General features: G+C 61.9%; 23 protein-coding genes and 1 pseudogene. 19 read left to right on the forward strand and 5 right to left on the reverse strand.

Annotated elements, in window-relative coordinates:
• From ACIROW_RS00005 to ACIROW_RS00040, 8 genes and pseudogenes are all read left to right on the forward strand, one after another.
• Positions 1–111: pseudogene (locus ACIROW_RS00005) on the forward strand (ABC transporter ATP-binding protein); the annotation flags it as partial.
• 387 nt (positions 112–498) lie between these two features.
• On the forward strand, positions 499–1,407 hold the full coding sequence (locus ACIROW_RS00010; protein ID WP_402270547.1) for a LysR family transcriptional regulator: 909 nt from the start codon (positions 499–501) through the stop codon (positions 1,405–1,407).
• Between the two features lie 284 nt (positions 1,408–1,691).
• Positions 1,692–2,651 (forward strand): SMP-30/gluconolactonase/LRE family protein, encoded by a 960-nt coding sequence (locus tag ACIROW_RS00015; protein WP_402270549.1) that lies wholly within the window; start codon positions 1,692–1,694, stop codon positions 2,649–2,651.
• A 95-nt stretch (positions 2,652–2,746) separates the two neighbouring features.
• Positions 2,747–3,763: a TRAP transporter substrate-binding protein gene (locus tag ACIROW_RS00020; protein WP_402270551.1), complete on the forward strand. Its 1,017-nt coding sequence runs from the start codon at positions 2,747–2,749 to the stop codon at positions 3,761–3,763.
• Between the two features lie 2 nt (positions 3,764–3,765).
• The gene (locus tag ACIROW_RS00025) at positions 3,766–4,398 is read left to right on the forward strand and encodes a TRAP transporter small permease (RefSeq protein ID WP_402270553.1); all 633 of its coding nucleotides are present in this window, start codon (positions 3,766–3,768) and stop codon (positions 4,396–4,398) included.
• On the forward strand, positions 4,382–5,668 hold the full coding sequence (locus ACIROW_RS00030; protein ID WP_402270555.1) for a TRAP transporter large permease: 1,287 nt from the start codon (positions 4,382–4,384) through the stop codon (positions 5,666–5,668). Before ACIROW_RS00025 ends, ACIROW_RS00030 begins: the two co-directional genes overlap by 17 nt.
• 59 nt (positions 5,669–5,727) lie before the next feature.
• On the forward strand, positions 5,728–6,693 hold the full coding sequence (locus tag ACIROW_RS00035; RefSeq protein WP_402270557.1) for a hydroxymethylglutaryl-CoA lyase: 966 nt from the start codon (positions 5,728–5,730) through the stop codon (positions 6,691–6,693).
• 10 nt (positions 6,694–6,703) lie between these two features.
• Positions 6,704–7,885 carry a CaiB/BaiF CoA transferase family protein gene (locus ACIROW_RS00040; RefSeq protein WP_402270559.1) on the forward strand — a complete coding sequence of 394 codons (1,182 nt, stop codon included), beginning with the start codon at positions 6,704–6,706 and terminating at the stop codon, positions 7,883–7,885.
• A gap of 118 nt (positions 7,886–8,003) precedes the next feature.
• Here the strand turns inward: ACIROW_RS00040 and oxlT are convergent, their stop codons facing one another.
• From oxlT to ACIROW_RS00055, 3 genes are all read right to left on the reverse strand, one after another.
• On the reverse strand, positions 8,004–9,275 hold the full coding sequence (gene oxlT, locus ACIROW_RS00045; protein WP_402270560.1) for an oxalate/formate MFS antiporter: 1,272 nt from the start codon (positions 9,273–9,275) through the stop codon (positions 8,004–8,006).
• 268 nt (positions 9,276–9,543) lie between these two features.
• A complete protein-coding gene (locus tag ACIROW_RS00050; RefSeq protein ID WP_402270562.1) occupies positions 9,544–10,311 on the reverse strand; it encodes a GntR family transcriptional regulator in 768 nt (255 codons plus the stop codon).
• Positions 10,312–10,447: 136 nt separating this feature from the next.
• Positions 10,448–11,713 (reverse strand): MFS transporter, encoded by a 1,266-nt coding sequence (locus ACIROW_RS00055; protein ID WP_402270564.1) that lies wholly within the window; start codon positions 11,711–11,713, stop codon positions 10,448–10,450.
• Between the two features lie 293 nt (positions 11,714–12,006).
• Here ACIROW_RS00055 and ACIROW_RS00060 point away from each other — a divergent pair, with 293 nt between their 5' ends.
• The 9 genes from ACIROW_RS00060 (at position 12,007) to ACIROW_RS00100 (ending at position 21,524) form a co-directional block, all read left to right on the forward strand.
• Positions 12,007–12,585: a pyridoxamine 5'-phosphate oxidase family protein gene (locus ACIROW_RS00060; protein ID WP_402270566.1), complete on the forward strand. Its 579-nt coding sequence runs from the start codon at positions 12,007–12,009 to the stop codon at positions 12,583–12,585.
• Between the two features lie 109 nt (positions 12,586–12,694).
• Entirely contained in the window at positions 12,695–13,408 is a 714-nt protein-coding gene (imuA, locus tag ACIROW_RS00065) for a translesion DNA synthesis-associated protein ImuA (RefSeq protein WP_402270568.1), read from the forward strand.
• Positions 13,338–14,816, forward strand: a complete 1,479-nt coding sequence (locus ACIROW_RS00070; protein WP_402270570.1) for a Y-family DNA polymerase — start codon at positions 13,338–13,340, stop codon at positions 14,814–14,816. Before imuA ends, ACIROW_RS00070 begins: the two co-directional genes overlap by 71 nt.
• 12 nt (positions 14,817–14,828) lie before the next feature.
• A complete protein-coding gene (locus ACIROW_RS00075; protein WP_402270572.1) occupies positions 14,829–17,987 on the forward strand; it encodes an error-prone DNA polymerase in 3,159 nt (1,052 codons plus the stop codon).
• 153 nt (positions 17,988–18,140) lie between these two features.
• On the forward strand, positions 18,141–18,506 hold the full coding sequence (locus ACIROW_RS00080) for a VOC family protein (RefSeq protein ID WP_402270574.1): 366 nt from the start codon (positions 18,141–18,143) through the stop codon (positions 18,504–18,506).
• Positions 18,507–18,590: 84 nt separating this feature from the next.
• Complete coding sequence (locus tag ACIROW_RS00085; RefSeq protein ID WP_402270575.1) at positions 18,591–19,349, forward strand: carbon-nitrogen hydrolase family protein; 759 nt, start codon at positions 18,591–18,593, stop codon at positions 19,347–19,349.
• Positions 19,350–19,482: 133 nt separating this feature from the next.
• Positions 19,483–20,391 carry a hypothetical protein gene (locus tag ACIROW_RS00090; protein WP_402270577.1) on the forward strand — a complete coding sequence of 303 codons (909 nt, stop codon included), beginning with the start codon at positions 19,483–19,485 and terminating at the stop codon, positions 20,389–20,391.
• Positions 20,392–20,459: 68 nt separating this feature from the next.
• Complete coding sequence (locus tag ACIROW_RS00095) at positions 20,460–21,164, forward strand: hypothetical protein (protein ID WP_402270579.1); 705 nt, start codon at positions 20,460–20,462, stop codon at positions 21,162–21,164.
• A 15-nt stretch (positions 21,165–21,179) separates the two neighbouring features.
• Positions 21,180–21,524, forward strand: coding sequence for a hypothetical protein (locus tag ACIROW_RS00100; RefSeq protein ID WP_402270581.1), 345 nt, complete (start codon positions 21,180–21,182; stop codon positions 21,522–21,524).
• Positions 21,525–21,589: 65 nt separating this feature from the next.
• Here ACIROW_RS00100 and ACIROW_RS00105 read toward each other — a convergent pair whose 3' ends face one another.
• Positions 21,590–22,483, reverse strand: a complete 894-nt coding sequence (locus tag ACIROW_RS00105; protein WP_402270583.1) for an SDR family oxidoreductase — start codon at positions 22,481–22,483, stop codon at positions 21,590–21,592.
• 126 nt (positions 22,484–22,609) lie between these two features.
• On the opposite strand from ACIROW_RS00105, the gene ACIROW_RS00110 reads away from it, so the two are divergent.
• Both ACIROW_RS00110 and ACIROW_RS00115 read left to right on the forward strand, forming a co-directional pair.
• Positions 22,610–23,572, forward strand: a complete 963-nt coding sequence (locus ACIROW_RS00110) for an AraC family transcriptional regulator (RefSeq protein WP_402270585.1) — start codon at positions 22,610–22,612, stop codon at positions 23,570–23,572.
• Between the two features lie 57 nt (positions 23,573–23,629).
• Positions 23,630–24,481, forward strand: coding sequence for an alpha/beta hydrolase family protein (locus ACIROW_RS00115; protein ID WP_402270587.1), 852 nt, complete (start codon positions 23,630–23,632; stop codon positions 24,479–24,481).
• Between the two features lie 24 nt (positions 24,482–24,505).
• Here the strand turns inward: ACIROW_RS00115 and ACIROW_RS00120 are convergent, their stop codons facing one another.
• Positions 24,506–25,177, reverse strand: a complete 672-nt coding sequence (locus ACIROW_RS00120; RefSeq protein WP_402270589.1) for a nitroreductase — start codon at positions 25,175–25,177, stop codon at positions 24,506–24,508.
• Positions 25,178–25,224 lie beyond the last annotated feature (47 nt).

A 25,224-nucleotide genomic window follows, 5' to 3' on the forward strand; every position in this document is an offset into this window, starting at 1 on the left:
TACGGCTACGTCCTGGAAAACGGCAAGATTTCCGTGCACGGCCCGGCCGACAAGCTACAGAACGACCCGGCGGTGCAAGCAGCATATCTCGGCGGCGGCGCCCATCACTAATTATTAAAACGCCAAGCCGGCAACCGGATACTCAGGCGTCCAGCACGCTGGACGCAGGGTATATTAAGGAGGAGACATACCTCTGAGACCTGACTAGGGTGCGCCGCGGCGCACCTTTTCTTTTTTGAGGACCGGAAAGAGTCCATGTTGGTACGCGGGCATGCCGATCCTGCCTCAACGTCGCGGCGATTCTCTTCTCCGCCGCGGTACTTCTTCTCCGTCCTGGCCGGCGCCATGCGCCTGTCTGCAAACAAGCGTATTCTAAGTGCCTGACGCCGACATCCGCCGCCTGAACGCTGGCGATTTTCGGGTGTTCCCGAATCCGATCCGACCGACTGAAGAAGCGAGATTTTGCGAAATATCGATCCATTTTCCGTTCGATTGTTTTTGGCAATTCTGGAAGAAGGCAGCATTGCCAAGGCCGCCGCGCGCGAATGCATTGTCGCCTCCGCGGTCAGCAAGCGCATCGGCGAGTTGGAAGCCTTGTTCCGTGTTCCCTTGCTCGAACGCAGCGTCAAAGGCGTGACGCCGACGCCCGCCGGTGAGGCTTTGCAGCATCATGCGCGCATGCTGTTGCAGACCATGGAGCGCATGTACGGCGAAATGTCGGAATACGTCGAAGGCGTGCGCGGTCGCGTCAAAGTGCAGGCCAGTGTGTCGTCGTTGTCGTCGCGCCTGCCGGGCGACATTCAGGATTTCGTCGGGGTCCATCACGGCATCAAGATCGAACTGGAAGAATCGTCCACGCCGGTCATTTTCCGTGCCGTGGTCGAAGGCAATGCCGACGTCGGCATTGCCCCGGAGATTTCCAGCCTCGAAGGATTACAGACCTTTCCGTATCGCACGCTGAGTCTTGCTGTCGTGATGCCGATCGGCCATCCTCTCGCAGCACACAAGCAGATCGCCTATGTCGATACGCTGGAATATGAGCAGGTCGAGTTGTCCCGCGCCAGCGCCATGGCCTCGCTTCTCGATCACGCAGCGCTCAATTTCAACCAGCCCAAGCACACGCATATCCGGGTGATCTCGTATGAAACCATCTGCCGCATGGTGGCATGCGGCATGGGCATCGGCGTGGTGCCGCTGTTCTTTGCTCATTCTCACGGCCAGACCTTCGGCCTCAAATTCATTCCGCTCAGCGATTCGTGGGCGCGTCCCATGATCTGCATCGCCGTGCGCGAAGGGGCGCAACTGACACCCGCCGCCAAGGCATTTGTCGAGCACATGAAGCAGCGCGGCGTCGAGGAGCGCTTCCAGCACAGCCTGTTCGACGTCATGAATCTCCATCGCACATAACAAGCAGACAAGCAGATCCTTGTTCGTCCGAGGGCAGTTTTTCAGACCATCCCTTTCCGTCACCGTCCGGTGTGCAACTCCTCATTTCAGTTTCCGAGCCATCTCGTTTCGAGATGGGGGGATTTCTGAATGATTGCTTGTTGCTCCGAAGGCCAAGCCACAGAATCCCTCCATGCCTGCTGTTCCGACAGCCGGCTGTGAAATCCATAAAGAGCGGCGGGCAGCGAAATGCTGCACTGCCAATCACACATTATTTCGAGACAATTTCACTGTGAGGAGTCCCCATGCTGACCCTGACGCCAGACGACGTCGAATTCATCGGCAACGATATCGAACGAGGAGAATGCGTACTTGCCACCAAATCCGGCGATCTGTTTTTGCCGGATCGCCGCGGCGGCATCAACATCATCCATCCCGACGGCACTACTGAGCGCACGATGGCGCGCGGTGCGCCGGAAGGGTTCTTGCCCAACGGCATCGCCTTGCTCCCGAACAGGGACTTCCTGATGGCCGATCTCGGGCCGGGCGGGGGTGTCTGGCACATGTCGCGCACCGGTGAAATGTCGCCGCTGCTGTTGGAGCTGAACGGCCGTAAACTGGAGCCGACCAACTTCGTCGGCATCGATCGCCTCGGGCGGACCTGGGTCACGGTCAGTACACGCCTGGTGCCGCGCGAGCAATCGATGAAGAAGGGACATGCCGACGGCTACATCGTGCTGATCGACGATCGTGGCGCACGGGTGGTCGCCGAAGGCATCGGCTTCACCAACGAAGCCATCGTCGACCCGAGCGGCAAATGGCTGTATGTCAACGAAACCATTGCGCGCTGCACCAGTCGTTTTCCGATCCGCGACGACGGCAGCCTGGGCCGCAAGGAAGTCTTCGCACAGTACGGCGCCGGCACCTTCCCCGACGGATTCACGTTCGATGAAGAAGGCGGCATCTGGATCGTCAGCGTGGTCAGCAACCGCGTCATCCGCGCCACCCCCGACGGCAAGCAGCATGTGGTGCTTGAAGACGTCGACCGCACCTGGCTGGAAGAAGTGGAGCAGGCATTCCAGAACGGCACCTATACGCGCAAGCATCTGGATTCCGGCGGCCAGCGCAAGATGGCCAATCTGTCCGGCATCAGCTTCGGCGGCCCCGACCTGAAAACCGTTTATCTGGCGTCGCTGTTCGGCCAGCGCGTCGCCAGTTTCCGCTCGCCGGTCGCCGGCGCGGCGCCGGTGCACTGGGAGTTCTGAACACCACTTGCGCCAGCCGCCGGCACAGGCGGCGACGCAAGGTTTTTCCTACCCGCATTCCATAAGCGGGACTATAGACCAGCAAGGAGACAAAAATGCGAAACAAATTGTTCGTAGGCTTATTTGCAGCCTTCATCGGCGTGTCGGGTTTATCCGCCTTGAGCGGCCAGGCCGTGGCGCAGACTCAGCCCAAGACCATCAAGATGGCGACCATCGCCATCACCAACAGCCCCTGGCATAAAGCGCTGCAGCACTTCAAGGAACTGGTCGACAAGGAAAGCAAAGGACGCTATTCGGTCAGCCTCTATACCGACGGCCAGCTCGGCGACATTCCTCAATTGCTGTCAGCCATGCAGGTCGGCACCGTCGACATGGGCTACTTCGGCTTGTCGTCGATCAGCTTCGTGCGCGGCGGCGAACCGCTCAACATCATTTACGTTCCTTACCTGTTCAAGAACGGCGAGTGGGCGGAAAAGATCCTGAACAACGCCGAATTCAACGGCATCTATGAAAAGGTCGCCGCTTCTTCTGGCGTGCGCGTCTTCGGCGCCTGGGGCCAGCGTTCCGCGCGCGCCATCCAGACCACCAAGGGACCGATCCGCAAGCCGGAAGACCTGCGCGGCATGCGTTTGCGGATTCCGACCATTCCGATCCTGAAAGCGTCGTTCGAGCGCATCGGCGTGCAGGTAACGCCGATGGGCATGATGGAAATCTACAGCGCGCTCTCGCGCGGCATGATCGACGGCCAGGACAACGGCTTCGATCTGTCCATTCCGGCCAAATACCATGAGACCGCGAAGTTCTGGTCGGCCACCGATCACGTCTATGAAATCGTCGGCTTCTTCGTTTCCGAACGACTGTGGAAGACACTCTCCGACGCCGACAAGGCCATGTTCAAAAAAGCCGCGCAGGAAGCCGGCGCGGTGACCACCGACCTGACCAAGAAGTTTGAAAAGGAAAGTATCGACACCCTCAAGGCCGCCGGCGCCACCTATGTCGTACCCGACAAGGCCGCCTTCCGCGCAGCATTTGCCGGCGTGGAAAAGAGCCAGGACGGCAAGCTGTGGCCGGCCGGTCTGGTTGATCGCGTCCACAAAGAGCAGGGTGATTGATCATGAACATCACCGATCCCCTGGAGGCGGTCATGGTCAAGCAGCCGCTCAGGACGCACGATGGCGATGAACGGGAAGAAGCCGCACGCCGCGATCGTGAGGACAATCGCGATGACAGGCAAACCGCGCCGCTGCCGGTCAGAGTGCTCGACATGGCCACGCGCGTGGTCCTGGTGGCGGCGCTGGCGGCGGTGCTGATATTCACCGTGGGCCAGGTGATCGACCGCTACGTCGTCAAGTCGACCTTCGATGCCTATGACCAATATGCCCGCGTCGGCCTGATGTGGCTGACCTTCATCGGCATCGCAGCGGGCGTGCGCGATCGCGTCAACATCCGCATCGAGTTGCTGAGTCACTTTGCGCCGCCGCGTTTCCGCAACGCGATCGCGATTGTGCTCGACCTCGCGATGCTGGCGGTGTCGGTCATCATCCTGATGGTGGGCCTGCCTTTGCTGGAAGTGGGCGGCTATCAGGTCATCATGGGCACGTCGATGACCTACGAGATGATGTATACCGCCTTGCTCAGCGGCATGGGCCTGATGATCGTGTTCCTGCTGCTGCGCCTGGCCGATCGTTGCACCGGCGGCCGCTTCCGTTTTTCCCCGAAGGAGGACGACGATGATCATCATCATTAGCGTATTGATGTTCTTCCTGTTGCTGATGATCGGGCTCGACGTCGGCTATTCGATGATCGTCGCGGCGCTGGCGGGCATGTTCTTCCATGCCGGCAGCCCGGTCGATCCGGTGATGGCGCCGATGACGCTGATGTCCAACGTCGACAGCGCTGCGCTGGTGGCGGTGCCGCTGTTCGTGCTGGCCGGCGAGATCATGAACCAGGGCGGCCTCACGCGCCGGCTGGTGGAATGGGCTACCGCCATGGTCGGCCATTTCCGCGGCAGCCTGTCGCAAGTCGCGATGACCACCAACCTGGTCATGGCCGGCATCTCCGGTTCCGCCGTGGCCGACGCCACCGCGACCGGCGCGATGCTGATCCCGGCCATGAAGAAGGAAGGCTACAAGCCCGGCTACGCCGCCGCCGTCATCGCCGCCGGCGCCTTGCTGGGGCCGATCCTGCCGCCGTCGATCCCGATGGTGATCTACGCCGTGATCGCGAACATTTCTGTCGCCAAGCTGTTCCTCGGGGGCATCGTGCCGGCCATGATGTTGTTCGGCGGTTTCGTGACGATCTGTTCCTATACCGCCAAGCGCCATCACTACCTGGCCAAGCCGCGCGTGCAATGGCGCGAGCAGGTGCGCAGTACGCGCATCGCGATCTGGGCGCTGATGGTGCCGCTGTTGGTGATCGTCGGCATCCGTTCCGGCTGGATCACCGAGACCGAAGCCGGCGGCGCGATCTGCATCTACGCCATCGTGGTGGGTGTGCTGATCTACCGCGACCTGCGTTTCCGCGATCTGGCCAAGGTGTTCTTTTCGGCGGGCAAGACGTCGGCGGTGATCATGTTCCTGCTGGCGGCGGCGGGGCCGTTCTCGTGGCTGATGAGCGAGGCGCACATCGCGACCACGATCGCCCATGCCGTACTCGGTATTTCCAAGGATCCGCTGGTGGTGCTGCTGGTGGTCAATGTCATGTTGCTGGTGGTGGGCATGGTGTTCGAACCCTTGCCGGCTCTGGTGATGTTCGTGCCGACGCTGCTGCCGATCCAGGCGGCGCTGGGCATCGACCCGATCCATTTCGCCACGGTGGTGATCGTCAATCTGATGATCGGCATGCTGCATCCGCCGGTGGGATTGCTGATCCTGATTACCTCTGCCATTGGCAAGGTGCGGATCTGGTCGGTGGCGGTCGAGACCTTGCCGTTCCTTGGCTGGTCGCTGGTGGTGCTGTTCCTGATTTCCGTGTTCCCGCATCTGGTGACGTGGTTGCCGACGCTGTTGGTCAAGTAAATGAAACGTTCTGATTTCAGCGCACTTTTTTTGAATGAATTTTGAGTAAAGGAAAGACCATGAAAAACCCTTCCGCAACGTCCTCCGGCAAGCCCGCCAACTGGGTCGACATCATTGAGGTCGGCACGCGCGACGGCCTGCAGATCGAGGCGAAGATCATTCCCGCCGCCAAGAAGGTCGAGATCATCAACGCCATGATAGACAGCGGCTTGCGGCAGTTCGAAGTGACCTCGTTCGTCTCGCCCAAGGCGGTGCCGCAACTGGCCGATGCGGTGGAAGTGATGGCCGGCGTCAAACGCCGCGCCGACACTTGCCTGATGGCGCTGGTGCCCAACGTCAAGGGCGCCGAACGTGCCGCCGCCACCGGTCTCGATGCGGCGGTGCTGTTCTGCTCGGCATCCGAAACCCATAACTTCAAGAACCTGAACCGCCGCATCCAGGACAGCATCGACGGCTTCGCTCCCATCATGGAAACCTTGCAGAAAGCCGGCATCGGCGCGGTCGGTGCGGTGGCGACGGCGTTCGGATGTCCGTTCGAAGGCGAGATCGAAGCCGTCAACGTGTTGCGCATCGTGCGCGCCTACGTCGCGCTCGGCATCGATCACCTGACGCTGGGCGATACCACCGGCATGGCCACGCCGAATAACGTGCGCTCTACCGTACGCATGCTGCAAGACCAGTTCCCGCAGCTCAAGATCAGCCTGCATCTGCACAACACGCGCGGCGTCGGTCTCGCCAATGTCGTGGTCGGGCTGGAAGAGGGCATACGCCGTTTCGACTCCTCTGTCGGCGGCCTTGGCGGTTGTCCGTTCGCGGCCGGTGCGACCGGCAACATCTGCACCGAAGACCTGGTCTACCTGCTGGCCGAGAGCGGCTACGAGACCGGCGTCGATCTGCGCAAATCCATCGATGTCGCACTCATGATGGAAGCGGCGCTGGAGAAGCCATTGCCGGGCCAGGTAATGAGAGCCGGCGAACGGCTCAAGCTGCATCCGAGCAGCGCCGTACCGACTGCGGCAGGTTAGGAGGACGACGATGGAACAACCTCTTTCCGGCATCCGGGTCGTTGATCTCACTCGTATCCTTTCAGGTCCGTTCTGCACGATGCTGCTGGGCGACATGGGCGCGGACGTCATCAAGATCGAAGGAACGAAAGAAGGCGATCCGATCCGCAAGGCCGGCGCCGGCGTCAACGGTTTCAGCTGGTATTTCGCCTCGTTCAATCGCAACAAGCGTTCGATGGCCCTGGATCTGCGCTCCGACGCCGGCAAGGAGGTACTACTGAAGTTGCTGCAAAGCGCCGACGTGCTGGTGGAGAATTTTCGCCCCGGGGTGCTGGCCGAAATGGGATTCGGTGAAGAGCGCCTGAAGCAGATCAATCCGCGGCTGGTGGTCGCCAGCATCACCGGCTACGGTTCCAGCGGGCCGTATGCAGAGCGACCGGCATTCGATTTCGTGATCCAAGCCATGAGCGGTTTCATGAGCACCAACGGCGCCGAAGACCAGTCGCCGTTGCGCTGCGGTCCGCCTATCACCGATCTGGTGGCCGGCTTGTACGCCGCCTATGGCGTGGTCAATGCATTGCGTGCGCGCGACCAGAGCGGGCAGGGACAGCATGTGGATTCAGCCATGATGAATGGCATGCTCAGCATGTTTGCCTACCTGACATCCGACTATCTCGCCACCGGGGAGCTGCCGGTGCGCACCGGCAACGATCATCCCATCACTTCACCGTATGGCTTGTTCAATACCAGCGACGGCGAAATTGCCGTCGCGCCGAGCACCGATGACATCTTGCGGCGCTTGCTGGGTTTGTTGGGTCTCGGGCATCTGATGTCGGACGCGCGTTTCAATACGAACAAGCTGCGTATGTCGAACCGGCGGGAACTGAATATCTTGCTTGATGTGCGATTCAGCACCGACACCCAGGCCAACTGGATTCAGCGCCTGAACGACGGCGGCGTTCCTTGCGGCAAAGTGCAGAACGTCGGTGAAGCGTTGAGCGATCCCCAGATACGGCATCAGCAAATGGTGCTGGAGGTGGAGCATCCGGGGCGCGGGGCGGTCAGGATGGTCGGTTTTCCGGTCAAATTGTCGGGGTCGCCTTGCATTGTCAGATATCCGGCGCCGGAACACGGCGTGCATACCCAGGAGATACTGGCCGAACTGGGATTGACCTCAGCTAGCGATGCCGGTGTACCGGAAAAGATGGAATAGAGCATCGCGCTCACGGCAATGGCATGCCGGCAGTTCCTTGCATCCGGTCCGGTCGATCAAATATCGAAACTCTCCGGACATGGATGGCAAGGAGCATTTTCTTTTTTAAAAAACAGGCTTATCTTGCTTGCGTCAGATAACGTTTGCGCCAAGGCTTCAACACCAGCAACGCCAACACCGCAGCCAGAATATCCAGCGTAATCGCCGTCCCAAACACCGGATGCCAGCTACCGGTCTTCTCATGCATCAGCGCCGCCAACGGCCCACCGAGAATCGATCCAATCCCTTGCGAAATATACAGCCAGCCATAGTTGGCCGTCGCGTTGCGCGTGCCGAAGGTGTCGGTCAGCGTCGATGGGAACAGTGAAAAGATCTCGCCCCAGCCGAAGAACACCACGCCCGACAACAGCACGAACAAGACCGCGTTGTCACGCGTCATGAGCCACAGCGCCATGGCGACGCCTTCCAGTGCGAAGGCGAAGAACATGGTGTTTTCGCGGCCGAAATGGTCTGATACCCAGCCGAAGAACGGGCGCGTCAGGCCATTGGTCAGGCGGTCGATGGTCAGCGCCAGCGGCAGGGCGGCCAGGCCGAACACCATCACATTGGTGATGCCGAAGTCGCGTGCGAAGCTGGCCATTTGCGAGGTCACCATCAGGCCGGACGTCGACATCATGGTCATCATGCAGAACATCAGCCAGAACAGCGGCGTGCGCAGCATCTGGCGCGGCGCCAGGTCGTTGCCGGTGGATTGCGCCACGCGCGTTGCCGGCAGCGCCGTCAGCGGGTCGGGCGAGCGCAGCGCTTGCGAGGCGATCACGCCGATCACGGCGAAGATGATGCCGAACTGCCACAGCGTGCTTTCCAGTCCCTGGCCGGCCAGCGCTGACGAGATCGGGAAGGTGGTCAGGATTGCGCCCATGCCGTAGCCGGCGGCCACCATGCCGACCGCGAAGCCGCGGCGATCAGGGAACCAGCGCACCATCTGGCCGACCACGCCGACATACACGATGCCGGTGCCGAGTCCGCCGACCAGGCCGTAGCTCAGGTACAGCATGCCGATGCTCGACGCCTGCGACGCCAGCACCCAGCTCAGGCCCGACATCAGCGTGCCGATCGAGATCAGCCGGCGCGCGCCGAAGCGTTCGATCAGGCCGCCCTGGAACGGCGAGAAGAAAGTCTGCAGCACGATCAGCATTGAGAACGTGATCTGCAGCTCCGACAGGGGCACGCCGAGCTTGGCCGAGAGCGGCTTGGTGAACAGCGTCCAGACGTACTGCGGGCTGGAAATCGCCATCATGCAAATCAGGCTGATCAGCAACTGGAACCAGCGATTCTGCAGCAATCCTGTGGCGCCGAGGGGCGCTGAGGTGTTGGTCAGGGTGGTCATGTTTTTCTCCTGGAATAAGTGGGAGCCGCAGGGGAATAGCGGGAAATGGCGCTTTGCAGGCCGTTGTCAATTTATGTATGCATAAATTTCAAGGGCAAAACGAATGCAGGAAGCGTGCCATTGGGCAGGCATTGCTTCAGGGCGATGGAAGAGTGCTGCGCATGCCGGAGAAAACCGGCGGTGTCAGGATAAAAGCGGCAGATGATCGGCCGGAAGTGCTGACTGGGCGGGACTTTCAGCGCCCGGTAAGCTGCACTAAATGCGTGCTTCAGCCGAAGCGTTTGCGCCGTGCGGGTGCCGGCGAGGGGTGTTGGGCCATCTCGGTGCGGACTTGTTCAAGCCGGTCGATGGTGATTTGCTGGACCACCGCGTGGCTGTCCTGGATGTGCCGTTCGGCCAGTGCACCCGCATGTGCGGCGTCGCCGGCGGCAATGGCGTCAAGGATGGCGATGTGTTCGTCGTAGGTGTCGCCGATGCAGTCGCCATAGGCGAAGTCGAGGCGGCGCATGATGCGGATGTGGTCGGTGACCTGGCGATAGACGGCGTCGGTTTCGGGATTGCCGGCGGCGGCTACCAGCGCCAGGTGGAAACGTTCGTCAAGTGCCGCCACCGCGAGGCCGTCGCTCAGGCGTTCGGCCGGGGCCACGCGCCAGACGGCGCCGGCTTCTTCCAGCAAGGCGGCGCGCGCCGGATTGGCTGAGGCCGCGCAGATGCGCCGCACCGCATGCAGCTCGATCATCTCGCGCAAGTCGTACAGCGCGGCGAAGCGCGAGAAATCGATCGGCACCACTTCCCAGCCGTTGCGGAAGTAGCCGCGGACCAGGCCTTCGCTCTGCAGCCGCATCAGTGCTTCGCGCACCGGCGTGCGTGAGACCTGCAGGCGTTCGGCGACGTCGTTCTCGGCAAAGCGGTCGCCCGGCAGCAAGCGGAACGCGAAGATGTCGTCGCGCAGCTTTTCATAGACGGCCTCGGCCAGTCGCAGGGCGGGGCGCCGGGGCGGCTCGTCGGCAGGTGGCGGTGAGGCTTTCGATGTCATGCGTTGGCGTGTACGTGTGCGGAATGGAACGTGGCGTCAATGGTAGCGCATGCGATTTGCGTGCGTCGCTTTATCTGCGCCGCCATTGACTCCATTTGTGCCGGTTGTACCGGTTGCACCGGTTGCAGCGTTTGCGCTATGCAGCCGTCGCCGCCGTTGCCGCGGTCCGCCGCATGATGTTGCGGTTGAGCCGCCACACCAGCGTCAGCGCCACCAGCGAGGTGCCGACGATGATGTAGCCCACGGTATCGAAATGCTGCAGCTTGCCGTCCACGCCGAACGAGACGATGTGCCCGGCGATGACCGAGGCGACGCCGCCGGACAATTGCTGGATCGACGCGCTGATGGCGTTGAAGGAGCCGCGCTGCGTGGCTGCCGGCACCGACGACACCAACGCCTGGAACGGGATCATGCGCGAGAAGATTCCCAGGAACAGGATCACGTTGACCACGATGATCACCGGCATGGTGATGCGGCCGAGGTGGGTGTAGACCAGCACCATGATCATCGACAGGCAAGTGCCGAACAGGAACACGCGGAACTTGCCGACGCGGTCGGCGGCGCGGCCGATCAGCGGGCCGAACACGATGGTGCACAGGCCGGTGATCAGGTAGACCGTCGGCAGGTGTTCGATGTCGATGCCCAGGTTGGCCACCAGGTAGGCGCTGCTGAACGGCATCAGCATGAAGCCGCCGGTCATCAGCAGGGCCGTCGTGGCGAAGGCGATCAGGTAGCTCGGCTCGGTCACGGTGTGGAACAGATGCATCCACGCGGTGTGTTCCTGCTTGAGCTTCAGATGCTCGGCCACCGGCTGCAATTTCCAGAATACGATGAGGCCGCCGACCAGCCCCATGCCGGCCATGGCGATGAAGGGGATGTGCCAGTTCCAGCGGCTCGACAGGTACAGGCCGATCGGGATGCCGAGCACCTGGCTCGCTGCGAATGCGGTCTGGATCATGCCCATGACGCGGCCGCGCATCTGCAGCGGGAACAGGTCGGTCGAGATCGCCAGCACGATGGAGCCGATCACGCCGCCGAACAGGCCGGTGACGATGCGCGCGATCAACAGGCTTTCAAAGGTCTGCGCCAGGCCGCACCACAGCGTGCCGATGATGAAGCCGGTATAGAAAAACAGCAGCAGTTTCTTGCGGTCGAAGCGGTCGGCGAAGCCGGCGGTCAGCAGGCCGGAGACGCCGGCGCTGAAGGCGTAGGCCGACACCACCAGGCCGAATTGCTGCGGCGTGATCTGCATGGCCGGCATGATCAGCGCGCCCAGCGGCGACATCAGCATGAAGTCGAGGATCACGGCGAATTGCAGGAAGGCCAGCACGCCGACGACGAACTTTTGGTAAGGAGAAAACTGTAAAGGAGCAGCAGGAGTTGCCGGGGTTGCAGAAGTCATGTTCTTTTCTTTCTTGGTGGAGCGGGCGTGCATGCGCTCGCCGTATTTATGTGTGCCGGTCGACCGGAGCGGGAGCGACGTTCAATCGGCAAGTCGACGGCAGCCGCGGTGGGAGCGCGGGGCCGAAGCCGGGGTTGGGGATTGATGGACAGGATGAAGACGGATCATGAGGGAAAATATTGTAGCCGAGACGAGAAATATTTCGCAGCGCCATCGTGGACGGCGTATGCGCGCCGCAACAGCGGTGACGCGATTACAATGGCGGCCTCCCTGACGGAAGGCAAGAACCGCCCATGACTGCACTGAACGACATCCACGCCGCAATATGGAAAGCACTCGCCGCAGGCGCCGGTCCGCAACGCACGCCGTTGACGATGTGGCAAGCCGCCACCAATGGCATCGGCGCGGCTGCCGGCATGCCGCAGGTGCGCACCGTGGTCTTGCGCGATGCGGACCAGCAGGGCGGTTCGATCTCCTTCCACACCGACATGCGTTCGGCCAAGGTCGCCGAGCTGCGCGCCGATCCGCGCATTGCCATGACCGGACTCGATCTCGACAACTTCGTGCAGATCCGCCTCGAAGGCCGCGCGCAGATCTGCGCCGACGAGGCCGAACGGCGCGCCATCTGGAGCGCCGCACGACCGCATACGCTGATCCTGTACCGCACGCCGTTTGCACCGGGCACGCCGCTTGATGCGCCCGAAGCCGGTCATGTTCGGGAACCGGGCAGCGGCGACGGCTATGCGAATTTCTGCCCGGTGCGCGTGGTGCTGGACAAGCTCGAGTATCTCGACATCTCTCCCGACGGCCACCGGCGCGCAGTGTTCCGCCGCAATGGCGATCAGTGGCCCGGCACGTGGGTGGCTCCATGAAGTTGGCATGATTTCTTTCCGGCAACGCCGATATTGACGAATCGCGCATCTCAGGTTGACTAAGCGGAGCTGGCAATATACTGTATATAAACACAGTATTCAATGCCTTATGCCTCCGCCATCTCTTGACATTATTGACAGTCCTCAAAGCATTCACAGCTCCCTCTGGCGCGCATCGCAGTTGGCGCGGGGCGGCGCGCGCTGTCTCGACACCGGCTTTGCGGAGCTGTCGGCGGAGTTGCCGGGGCATGGCTGGCCGACCGGGGCGCTGATCGACTTGCTGTTGCGGCAACCGGGAGCGGGAGAGTTGCGTTTGCTTGGCCCTGCCTTGAAAGCCTTGGCGCCGCGCCGTATTGCGCTGGTGCAGACGCCGCACGCGCCGCAAGCGATCGGCTGGCGCCAGCTGGGCGTTGATGCTGCACGCCTGCTGTCGGTGCGCGCCGCCACCAGCGCCGACGCCGCCTGGGCCGCCGAGCAGATACTGAAATCGGACAGTTGCGCCGTGCTGCTGTTCTGGCAGCGCAATCTGCGCAAGGAGAGCGTGCGCCGGCTGCATCTGGCGGCGCAGGGAGGCAATACCTTGTTCGTCATGCTGCGGCCGCTCAGTTGCGCCCAGGATGCCTCGCCGGCGCCGTTGCGGCTGTCGCTGACGGCCGCCGCGGGCGGCGTCGATATCGGCTTCGTCAAGCGGCGCGGTCCGCAACGCGACACCCCCTTGTTTGTTTCACTGCCTTCTCTGAATCTTTTGCATCATGCGTCTGTGGATCGCCGTACACCTGCCCCTGTTACCGCTGGAAGTGTTTTATCCGAACTGGTCGGATGAGGCTGACGCGGTCGTGCTGGAGCACACCCGCGTCATGGCGGCGTCGCAGCCGGCCTGCGACGCCGGCGTGCGTTACGGCATGCGCCGCGGCGGTGTGCTGGCCTTGCTGCCGCGCGCCCACATGCACGAGCGCGCCATCGAGCGCGAAGCGCAGGCGCTGTCCGGCGCCGCCACCGCGCTGCTGCAATACACGCCGCAAGCCGCCTTCAGCGACGACGCCACCATCGTGCTCGACATCGGCGCCAGCCTGCGTTTGTTCGGCGGCATTCGCGCCTTGTGCCGGCGCGTGCGCGCCACCGTGCGCCAGCTCGGTCTGACCGCCGCCGTCAGCTGCGCCCCGACCGCAGCCGGCGCCGCCTTGCTGGCGCGCCATTGCCATCTGCCGGGTCATCATCATCCGCGCACGCTGAGTAGGCCGCGCCTGCAGCGCCGCCTTGATCGCTTGCCGGTAAGCGCCTTGCCGGCCGCGCTGCCTTATCTCGACTGGCTCAAGGGAATCGGCTGCCGCAATCTCGCCGACCTGCGTGGTTTGCCGCGCGCCGGTCTGCAGCGGCGCGGCGACACCCGCATGCTGGATGCGCTCGATTGCGCCTACGGCGAAGCGACGGAACTGCATGCCTGGATAGAGACGCCGCCGAGCTTCCGCCAGCGCATCGAACTGACCGAGCGCATCGAACATGCCGAGGCTGCGCAGCACACCGTGCAAGCCTTGCTGGCGCAACTGTGCGGCTGGCTCACGGCGCGCCAGCTGGCGGTCACGCAGGTGTGCGTGCAACTGGAGCACGAACGCGGCCGCCAGGCCGTCGCGCCGACCGTGATCGAACTCGCCCTGGCCGAGCCGACCTGGCAGGACGCGCACCTGATCCGCTTGCTGAAAGAGCGCTTGGCGCAGCTCGAGATCAGTGCCCCCGTCATCGCCGTGGTGCTGGAAGCGGCGCGCACCGAAGCCATGGCGCCGGCCAGCGAGAGCCTGTTTCCCGAGCCGGGCGGCACACCGGAAGACTACAAGCGTCTGGTCGAATTGCTGGTGGCGCGGCTGGGCGCCGAACACGTGTTGCAGCCGTCGCCGCTGGCCGACTACCGGCCGGAGCAGGCCAACCGCTGGGTGTCCGTGATGGAGCCGGCCGCGCCGCTCGACGCGCGCCCGTTGCCGCCGCGTCCGGGCTGGCTGCTGGAAAAGCCGGTGGCGCTGGTCATGCGCCAGCACCGGCCGTATTACGGCTCGCGCCTGCGCCCGGTGTCGCCACCCGAACGCATCGAAGCCGGCTGGTGGAACGGGCTGCTGGTCACGCGCGACTACTACATCGCGGCAGGCGCCGATCATTGCCACTACTGGATCTATCGCGAGCGCATCGGCGATGTCGACGGTGTCGAACCGCATTGGTATCTGCACGGCGTGTTCGGCTGAGGGAGGTGCTCCATGCCTGAGAAGCCCACGTCGATGCCGGTGCGGATCCCCGATTACGCAGAACTGTTTTGCCTGTCCAACTTCACCTTCCTCGAAGGCGCTTCGCATGCCGAAGAGCTCGCCGCGCGCGCGGTGCAGCTGGGGTACACGGCGCTGGCCGTGACCGACGAATGTTCGCTGGCGGGCGTGGTGCGCGCGCATGTGGAAAGCAAAAACGCCGGCATGAAGCTGATCATCGGATCCTGTTTTCGCATTGAATGGGAAGCAGGGCAGCCGCCGCTCACGCTGATCGCATTGGCGCAGAATCGCGAAGGTTACGGCAACCTGTCGGAGCTGATTACGCTTGGTCGCACGCGTGCCGAGAAGGGAAGTTATCGCATCGGCATTGAGGATTTTTCCGCGCCGCAGGCCTCGCATGCGCACTTGCGCGGTTTGCCCGATTGCCTGCTGGTATTGGCGCCGCATTATCCGGCCGACGCCACGTTGCTGGCGCAGCAGGCCGACTGGTTGGCGCGCACCTTTCCGCAGCGCGCCTGGCTAGGCCTGACCCAGCTGTACCGGCCGCTCGACGACCTGCATCGCGGCGTGGTCCAGGAGGCTGCCGAGTCCAGTCGATTGCCGGTGGTCGCAGTCGGCCATGTCAACATGCACGTGCGTTCGCGCAAGCCCTTGCAGGACACGCTGACCGCCATCCGGCTCGGCAAGGCGGTCGGCGACTGCGGCTACGACCTGGCGCCGAACGCCGAGCAGCACCTGCGCTCGCGGTTGCGGCTGGCGAATATTTTTCCGGCGGCGGCGCTGGAAGAAAGCTTGCGCATCGCGTCCCTGTGCAACTTCAAGCTCAATGAACTGCGTTACGAATATCCCGAAGAACTGGTGCCTGAAGGCCAGACGCCCGCCGCGTATTTGCGGCAGGAAGCCTATCTCGGCGCCCACCTGCGCTATCCCGCCGGCATCCCGGAGTCAGTGTCCACACAGCTCGAACATGAGCTGACGCTGATCAACGACCTGGCTTACGAGCCGTACTTTTTGACCGTCTACGACATCGTGCGTTTCGCCAAGGACAACGGCATTCTGCGCCAGGGTCGCGGCTCGGCGGCCAACTCGGTGGTGTGCTATTGCCTTGGCGTGACCGAAGTCGATCCGACCTGTTCGACCATGCTGTTCGAACGCTTCATCAGCAAGGAGCGCGGCGAGCCGCCCGACATCGACGTCGACTTCGAGCACCAGCGGCGCGAAGAGGTGATCCAGTACATCTACCGCAAATACGGCCGCATGCGCGCCGCCATCGCCGCCGCCGTGCACACCTACCGGCCGCGCGGCGTGCTGCGCGACGTCGGCAAGGCGCTTGGCGTGGACGAGTCCATCGTCGACAAGGTGGCCAAGTCGCAGCAGTGGTTCGACCACCGCGACAACCTGCTGGACCGCTTCGCCGAATGCGGCCTCGATCCGCAGTCGCCGATCGCACATCAGTGGGCCATCCTGGCGCGGCAATTGCTCAACTTCCCGCGGCATCTGTCGCAGCACAGCGGCGGCTTCGTGATTGCGCGCGACAAGCTGTCGCGATTGGTGCCGATAGAAAACGCCGCCATGCCGGATCGCTCGGTGATTCAGTGGGACAAGGACGATCTCGAATCGCTCGGCCTGCTCAAGGTTGATGTGCTGGCGCTGGGCATGCTGTCGGCCTTGCGGCGCGCGTTGGAGCTGGTCGGCAAGCGGCGCGGCATATCGTTCGGGTTGCAGGACATTCCGCGCGAAGATCCGGTCACCTACGACATGATCTGCCAGGCCGATACCATCGGCGTCTTCCAGATCGAAAGCCGCGCCCAGATGAGCATGCTGCCGCGCCTGAAACCGCGTCGCTTCTACGACCTCGTGGTGCAGGTGGCGATCGTGCGGCCGGGGCCGATCCAGGGCGGCATGGTCCATCCTTTTTTACGGCGGCGCGAAGGTCTGGAGCCGGAAACCTATCCCAAGGAAATATTGAAGCAGGCATTGGAACGCACACGCGGCGTGCCGATCTTCCAGGAGCAGGTAATGCAGATCGCCGTGCTGGCGGCCGGCTTCACGCCCGGCGAGGCCGACGGCCTGCGGCGCGCGATGGCGGCGTGGAAGCGCAAGGGCGGCATGGACAAGTACCAGAAGAAACTGATCGACGGCATGCTCGAGCGCGGTTACACGCAAGAGTTTGCCGACGCCATCTTCCGCCAGATCCAGGGCTTCGGCGACTACGGTTTCCCCGAGAGTCACGCCGCCAGTTTCGCCAACCTGGCGTACTTCAGCAGCTGGATCAAATGCCATGAACCGGAAGCTTTCCTGTGCTCGCTGCTCAACAGCCAGCCCATGGGTTTTTACTCGCCGTCGCAACTGATCCAGGATGCGCGACGCCATGGCGTGCGCGTGCTGCCGGCGGATGTGACGCGCAGCAATTGGGAAAGCGCGCTGGAAGAAGTCGGCGCCGAACGACCCGCCGTGCGCCTGGGCCTGTCGCTGATCGGCAGCCTCAAGGAAGAACCGTCCTTGCGCATCGAGCGGGCGCGCCTGGAACAAGCCTTCAGCGACTTGCAAGACCTGGCGCGGCGGGCCAACCTGCACAAGCGCGACCTGCAGGCGCTGGCTGCCGGCAATGCGCTGGCCACGCTCAGCGGCCACCGCCGCGAAGCCTTGTGGCAGGCGCTCGACGCCGCGCCCGCCAAAGACCTGCTGCGCGGCGCGCCGTCACGCGAAGAGACTTTGCAGTTGCCGGCGCCGTCCGAGGCCGAAGACATCGTCGCCGATTACCGCAGCGCCGGCATGACGCTGCGCCGCCATCCGCTGGCCTTGCTGCGCACCATCCTGACCAAACAGAAATTCCTGCCGCACGACGTGATGGCGACGTTCCAGGACGGCCAGTTCGCGCGCGGCTGCGGCATCGTCACGGTGCGCCAACGGCCGGGAACCGCCAAGGGCGTGCTGTTCCTCACCATCGAAGACGAGACCGGATCAACCAACGTCATCATCTGGCCCTCGCTGGTCGAGAAGCAGCGCAACGAAGTCCTCAACGCCTCCTTGCTGGGTGTCTACGGCATCTGGCAGACCCACGCCGGCGTCAAGCATCTGGTCGCCAAGCGGCTGGTCGATCTGTCGCACCTGCTGGGCGAGATCAACGTCCACAGCCGGGATTTTTGCTGAGTCATCTTTTGTGGCGGTTGCCATGAAATGCGTTTGAAGAAAGACGGTTGAGCAAGCAAAAATACCGCTGAAAAAAATAGCGTTCCTTGATAGAGTTGCGGGCAACAAAATACCGTCCATATCCATCAGCCCGCCAACTACCTTGGGGTCGCCATGCCGCCAGTACTCAACACCATCCTCATCTACGCAAAAAATCCACCCGCCACGGCCGCCTTCTACAGTCAGTTCTTCGGCTTCGAAACTTCAGGGGAAATGGTGGAGGGGCTGATCGAGCTGACCGCACCCGCCAGCGGCGCCAGCATCCTGATCCACCAGGCCGCCAAAAGCGTCAAGCTCGGCCAGGCTGGCGTGAAGCTCATGTTCAGCGTCGAGGATGTGGAGGTCTTCAAAACGCAGAGCGCACAACGCGGTCTGGTCTTCGGCAGCACGCACCAGGCCAACGGCTATGCGTTTGCCAACGTCAAGGATCCCGATGGCAATTCGGTGGGCGTGTCGAGCAGGGCGTATCGGCTTGGATAAGCACATCTCCAAAAAGCGCAAACCGGGGCTGATCCTGACGTAAAAATATCGCAATGAAATTCCATTTTTCTTGTTCTCACTGCCATGACCACAATCAGAATCGCAGCAGCACAATCGCCGTCCGTACCCATGGATATCGAAGCGAACGTTCAGCTACATCTGAAATTCATCGCGTCCGCCCGCCAGGCCAACGTCGACATCCTGGCTTTTCCTGAGCTCTCCGTGTGCGGATACGAGCTGCCGCACCTCAGCGCATGCGTGGTCGCACCGGATGACGTGTTGCTTGCTCCGATTCAGGCAATGGCCGTCGAGGCGGGAATGACGATCATTGTCGGCGCGGCAGTCGCTGGAGAAAAAGCCGGATTGCCGTCCATAGGATCCATCGTGTATTCGCCGGGCGGCGCGACATCCATCTACCGCAAGCGCTACCTGCATCCCGGGGAAGAACAGTTTGTGCAGGCTGGCACGATTGACGCATTCCGTCTGCATGAAAATGGGCACGCATTCTCGCTGGCAATTTGCGCCGATACGACGCACCGGGCCCACGCCGTTGCGGCAGCCGCCGAAGGCGCCTCGCTATATCTTGCAAGTGTCCTGATTTCCGAAAACGGGTACGCATTGGACTCGTCCCTGCTACGGCAATACTCCGTGGATTTCAAGATGGGTGTTCTGCTCGCGAATCATGCAGCGCCTTCGGGTGGATTTGCGAGTGCAGGCCGCAGCGCGTTCTGGGATTCGGACGGCGAACTGGTCGTTGCGGCAGATGGACCTGGCAATTGCCTCGTCGTTATCGACAACGAAGCAGGGCGTTGGGAGGGTGGCATTGTAGAGGTTGATATATGATTCAATGCGACATCCACCCATCGGGATTCGTTTGGAAAAAATAAAAATGACATCCATAAAATTACGCCCGTCGTTATCACGTCTCGCATCCCAAGCTGCTGCAATCTGCGTCCTGGCGCTCTCGGCAGCACCCGTGTCCGCCATGGACCTGGCAAAGTTCGGTAACACCATCATCCTGTCCGGCCCGGTCAACGGTGCCGAGTGGGCGATGGTCAAGGATGCGTTTGCCGCCAATCCCCATATCGATCTGGTCATCCTGCGCAACTCGCATGGCGGCGAAGCCGGGACCGGTTACGAGATCGGCGAGTTCTTCCGCAAGGCGGGCGTGACCACGGCCGTATCGGGATATTGCGTGTCTTCGTGTTCGCGCATGTTCCTGGGCGGCAAACAGCGGCTGTTCACCGATGACTATCCGCTCGACCAGACCCGCGTCGGTTTCCATGGACACTATGACGCGCAGGGTAATCTGAACGGCGCTTCCGTCATTCGCGGCGGCCTGTACGACTGGATCATCCGCTACTCGGACGGCAAAGCGGATCCGGAACTGGTCAAGCGCTGGATCGCGATTAAAAAGAACAAGGGCGCGGCGAGTTTCTACCATCCCGATCTTGCTGCCACATTGGGCAACAGCGTATTCTTCTGCGACGGACAGGAACGCAAGAAGATCACCAGCTGCGAAGCAATACCGACCGATGCCTTGCAGCGCGGCGTGATTACGGATACTCGCCGCATTGCGAGTCCGGACCAGGACACGCTGCCCGACCGGCTGCGCGCACGGCAATTCCCGGCAAGCGGCTTTGCCGCCGTTGATGACCTGAACAAACTGCCGCTGGACAGCGACGAGGGCCGGGAGCAATACCAGCGTTATCTTGCGGCGCCGACGCCCAAGGCGTTTGCGGTGGCGCCGACGCGCAAGCACTGGGGCTGGAATGCCGGGACGAAGGAAGACGTCAACGCGCAGGCGTTGAAGCGATGCGAAGAGCGGGCCGGGAAGGCTTGTGTTTTATACGGGGTGGATGACAACGTCGTGTACAAGGAATAAGCACAAAGATTGCCGGCCGATTTGAAAAACGATTTCTTGAAATCTGATCACTTTTAACAGGATGCCGAATGAAGGAATTAATTCTTCGATTAACGAGGAGCATGCCGCGATCATGCGCAGGCACACTCTTTTTATTCAGCTTCTTGCTGTCGGGATGCGCCTTGCGTCAGCCAAACATCGGTGCAAACGAACTGGGTATCAAGAACATCGTTTTCATTGAGCCGCGTATCGAAAAAACAAAGGAGCTGAAGCTGATCCGGCCGGATTGGGCCGGCTTCATTTCTGCGGATGAATTAATCGCAGAACAGTTCGAGATCAATGGCGTCCTGCCTTCCTGGGCGGATAAAGTTACCGTCGGCTTTTCGGATAGTTTCATCAATCTGTTGAAAACCAATGGCTACATGGTGACCAGATTGACCGATGAAGAATACGTCAGCCGGGCTTCTCCTGCGGAAACTGCGATTGTCGTACGTAGCTTTATTCAACCAGGTTTCGTCTACAAGACAATCACGTCCAAGGTCTACAAACCGTATGTGCTGGTGTCAATGAGCGCGGCAGTGGATGATCGACGGTTCCTCCGGAAACAGGTATTTGTGGCGACCGATCGGTCATTCAATTTTTTCATGACCAATTTGCCGGCTTCCACTCCTTATGATTTTCCCAGCATAGGGTCGTTGCGCGCCGCGCCACAGCCCGCGCTGGAAGCGCTTGCAACACTTTCCAGGCAATTGGGAAAGACGCTGGCCAGCGACTTGCTTGACCGAAATCCGTGAACCTCTTATTCCGCCATGAAGAAATACATCTTTCTCGCGTTGCTGTCTTTATCGTTTGATCACGCATGCGCCGACACACTGACGACACCCTCATTCGTCATCGACATCCAGGGCTGTGAAGAGGGGGTGGTGAGTTGCGACAATGTCGTGTATATCGGCACCAGCAGGAAGACCGGCAAGAGCATCAGACTGCGCGGCAAGACGCTGCATACCTTGTGCGCCGACGGCGTGACGCCATGCCGCTTCCTCGGCTATGAATTCAGGAAGGGCGACGTCTACTACCGTGTTCTGGAAGACGGACGTCTCCTGGTCATGCAAGGCAAGAAAGTCCTCGTCGAAGAAGCCGGCGAGTGGGATTGATCGCGGTTTTTTTCTCTGATCGTATCAATATGCGCCGACGTCATCATGACACCGGCGCATTTTTTTTAAACGCTGAAGTAATTCATCCGCTCGAGATCGGCAAGCAGTTCCGGACCGGTCGGACGCCATCCCAGCACTTCCTGCGTCTGTGTGCTCGACGCCGGCAGGTCGCGGCCGACGAAGCCTGCCAACCAGCCGAAGTGTGCGGCTGTCTCCTCAGGAGAAACACTGACCGTCGGAATCTTCAGGCCCTGTCCGATGACTTCGACGATGCGGCGCATCGTGATGCCTTCTTCCGCCACGGCGTGGTAACGGCTGCCGGGTTGCGCGCGTTCCACCGCCAATCGATAGAGGCGGGCGGCATCGCTGACATGCACTGCCGGCCAGCGATTGCCGCCGTCGCCGACGTACGCCGCGACGCCTTTGGCGCGGGCCAGCTCGATCAAGGGGCTGATGAGGCCTTGCTTGACCGTGTCATGGACCTGCGGCAGGCGCACCACCGAGACGTTGACGCCGCGATTCGCCACGACCGCGCCGGCCAGTTCCGAAGCCTTGCGCGGATTCGGGTGGTTGGCATCGAAGTTGTCTTCGACGGCTGGCTGGCCTGGTGCTGCTGCACCCATGCCGGTGCCGGAGGTGATGATCAGAGGACGATCAGAACCTTCCAGTGCGGAGCCCAGTGCCTCAATGGCCAGGCGGTCGGCTTCGCAATTGGCGACGAACTGTGAGAAGTCATGATTGAACGCCGTGTGGATGACGCCGTCCGCAGCAGCCGCGCCGCGACGCAGACTGTCGAGGTCCTGCAGGTCGCCGCGGAACACTTCCGCGCCGGCTGCAATCAGCGACCGGGCGCCGACGTCGGAGCGGGTCATGCCGAGCACCTGATGGCCCGCCTGGAGCAGTTCGGCAACGATGGTGGAGCCGATGAAACCGGTCGCGCCGGTAATGAAAATACGCATGAAGAATACCCTTGTGTTGAGTTGAAGGGCTGCGGAAGCGCAACCCGATGAACGCAATATAGGCGCTTGCAGCAGTACTATCCATGCTATAAAGTCCGTTTTATTGGTTCAATCGTCCGGAGGCATATGGATCCGCTCTCAGAAGTCTTATCGCTGTTCAAGCCGCGCAGCTATGTCGCCGGCGGATTCGAAATTCCCGGCGAGATGGCCATCCAATGGCCTCGGCATGAAGGCATCAAGTGCTATGCCGTGGTGTCTGGACAATGCTGGCTTTCCGTCGAGGGGATCGCAGACAAGGTGTTGCTCACGGCTGGCGATTGCTATCTGCTGCCGCCGGGAGCGCCATTTCGTCTGGCCACCGATCTGACCGTGCCGCCGGTGGAGTTCCTGACGCTGCGTGCAAAATGGCGCTCTGAAGACGGGCGCGCCGAGAAGAAAGAAACCAGTTGCTATCTGGTCGGCGGCCACTTCGTGCTGACCGGCAGCCATGCTGATTTCCTGCTGAGCTCGCTGGCGCCGATCGTGCATATCCGCAAGGAGTCCGACAAGGCGGCCATGCGCTGGTCGCTCGAACGCATGGCGCAAGAGGTGCGCGAGTCGCAACCGGGCGGATCGCTGATCACGCAGCAACTCGCCTACATGATGCTGGTGCAGGCGCTGCGGCTGCATCTGGCGGAAGGCGCGAAGGAGGGCGGGGGCTGGCTGTTTGCGCTGGCGGACAAGCAGATGGGAGCAGCCATCCGCTGCATGCACGACGATCCGGCGCATGACTGGACGCTGCAGAAGCTGGCGCAACGCGTAGGCATGTCGCGCTCGGTGTTTGCCTTGCGCTTCAAGCAGACGGTCGGCTCCACGCCGATGGAATACCTGACGCGCTGGCGTATGCTGCTGGCCGGCGACAGGCTGAAGAATTCGCGCGAATCGACTACCGCCATTGCGCTCTCGCTCGGTTACGAATCCGACAGCGCTTTCGGCAAGGCATTCAAACGCGTGATGGGCTGTTCGCCACGCGAGCATGGCCGCGTATCCACTCCTGGAAATCTGCAGCTTGCCGGTGCGGTGCTGTCAGTCCCTGTTTCGGTCTCGTAATGAGCAATTGCCGCACGATTCGTTTTGATCACTGACAACACAAAGGCATTCAATCGCATGAATTCAGGCATCCGCACGCTGCACATCTCCGATCCCGAACGAGGCACAAGCGCGCCCTGCGTGGTCCAATATCCCACCCTGGCCGATGCTGCGCAGACGACCATCGGCCCCTACGTGTTCGACGCCGCGTCGGACGCTCCTATCGCATCGGGGCGGTTTCCCGTGTGCGTGGTGTCGCACGGCGGCGGCGGATCGCATCTGCTGTACCGAAGCATCGCCGGTCACCTCGCCGCACACGGCTACATCGTCGTCAGTCCGGAGCATGCCGGCGACAATCGCAACGACCGCTCGCTGTCCAACACCGATGCCGCCGCGATAGCGCGTCCAGGGCAGACGTCGCGCGCACTCGACGCCGTGCTCGCGGATGCTTTCTTCCGCGCAGCGGCGGATGCGGATCGCATTGCCATGCTGGGTCATTCGATGGGCGGCTATACCGCGCTGGCGCTGGTCGGCGGGCATCCCTGGTCGCGGTCGGGGACTGCGTTGCCGGTCGCCGCGGATGTGCGCATCCGTGCCGCCGTCTTGCTGGCGCCGGCGACCGACTGGTTCATGGCGCCCGGCGCGCTCGATGACGTGCATGCGCCTCTGCTGGCGCTGGCGGGAGAGCATGACCCGATCACGCCTGCGGAAAACATCCGGAAAGTCTTGTCGCAGCTGCCGTCAAGCACGCCACTGGAATTTTCGGTGGTGGCGGGCGCCGGACATTTTTCTTTCCTGACGCCTTTTCCGGCAGCGCTGCAGCGGCCGAATTTTCCGCCGTCACAGGATCCGCCCGGTTTCGACCGGGCGCAGTTCCATCGCGCATTGCCGGAAACGATCCTCGACTTCCTGCAACGGTCGCTTGCCTGATCTTGTCCGCGGCAGGTATCTCGGCTAAACGTGGAACACTACATTCTCTTCCAGCGGTGCGCGGCCAAGGCTGAAGCCGTGGCCGGGATGCTGTTCGTCGGCATAGCCGAACGAGATGCCGAAGAATAATTTCAACTCTTCGGGAACGTCGAGGATCCTCCGGGTCGTCGCGGCAAAGTAGCTGAGCGAAGCCTGAGGGATGCCAGCCAGTCCACGCGATGTCAGCGACAGTAGAAAATTTTGCGCGAACATACCGATGTCGCCGGCGATGCGGACGTCATACGGCGCCGGCATGAACAGCAGGGCCGCATGCGGTGCACCGAAGAACTCGAAATTGCGCAGGTAGGCCGTTTCGCGTGCGGCTTTGTCGTCCCGAGTCACGCCCAAGGCTTCATAGTAGGTGCGGGCCTGCTCCTGGTTGCGCTCCTGATATATCCCCTTATACGCTTCGCGCTCGAAGCGGAAATCAGGAGTACGCCGGCCGGCCTTGGCGTCGGCGATCATGGCGGATGCCAGTTCGTCGCGCGTCTTGCCGCTGACTACATGCACGATCCACGGCTGCGTGTTGCAATTGGACGGCGCCAACTGAGCTTCTTCGATGACGGCGGCGATGATCGCGGGATTGACCTGCCTGGACAGGAAACCGCGTGCCGAACGGCGACGCCGTACGAGTTCGCTGAAACCGGTATTGTTCATTGCTTTGCCTTTCAGAGGAATGTGAAAAGGCAAGTTTAAGCAGTGGC

This window comes from Herbaspirillum sp. NPDC101397 (assembly GCF_044767325.1).
Taxonomy (GTDB): domain Bacteria; phylum Pseudomonadota; class Gammaproteobacteria; order Burkholderiales; family Burkholderiaceae_D; genus Herbaspirillum.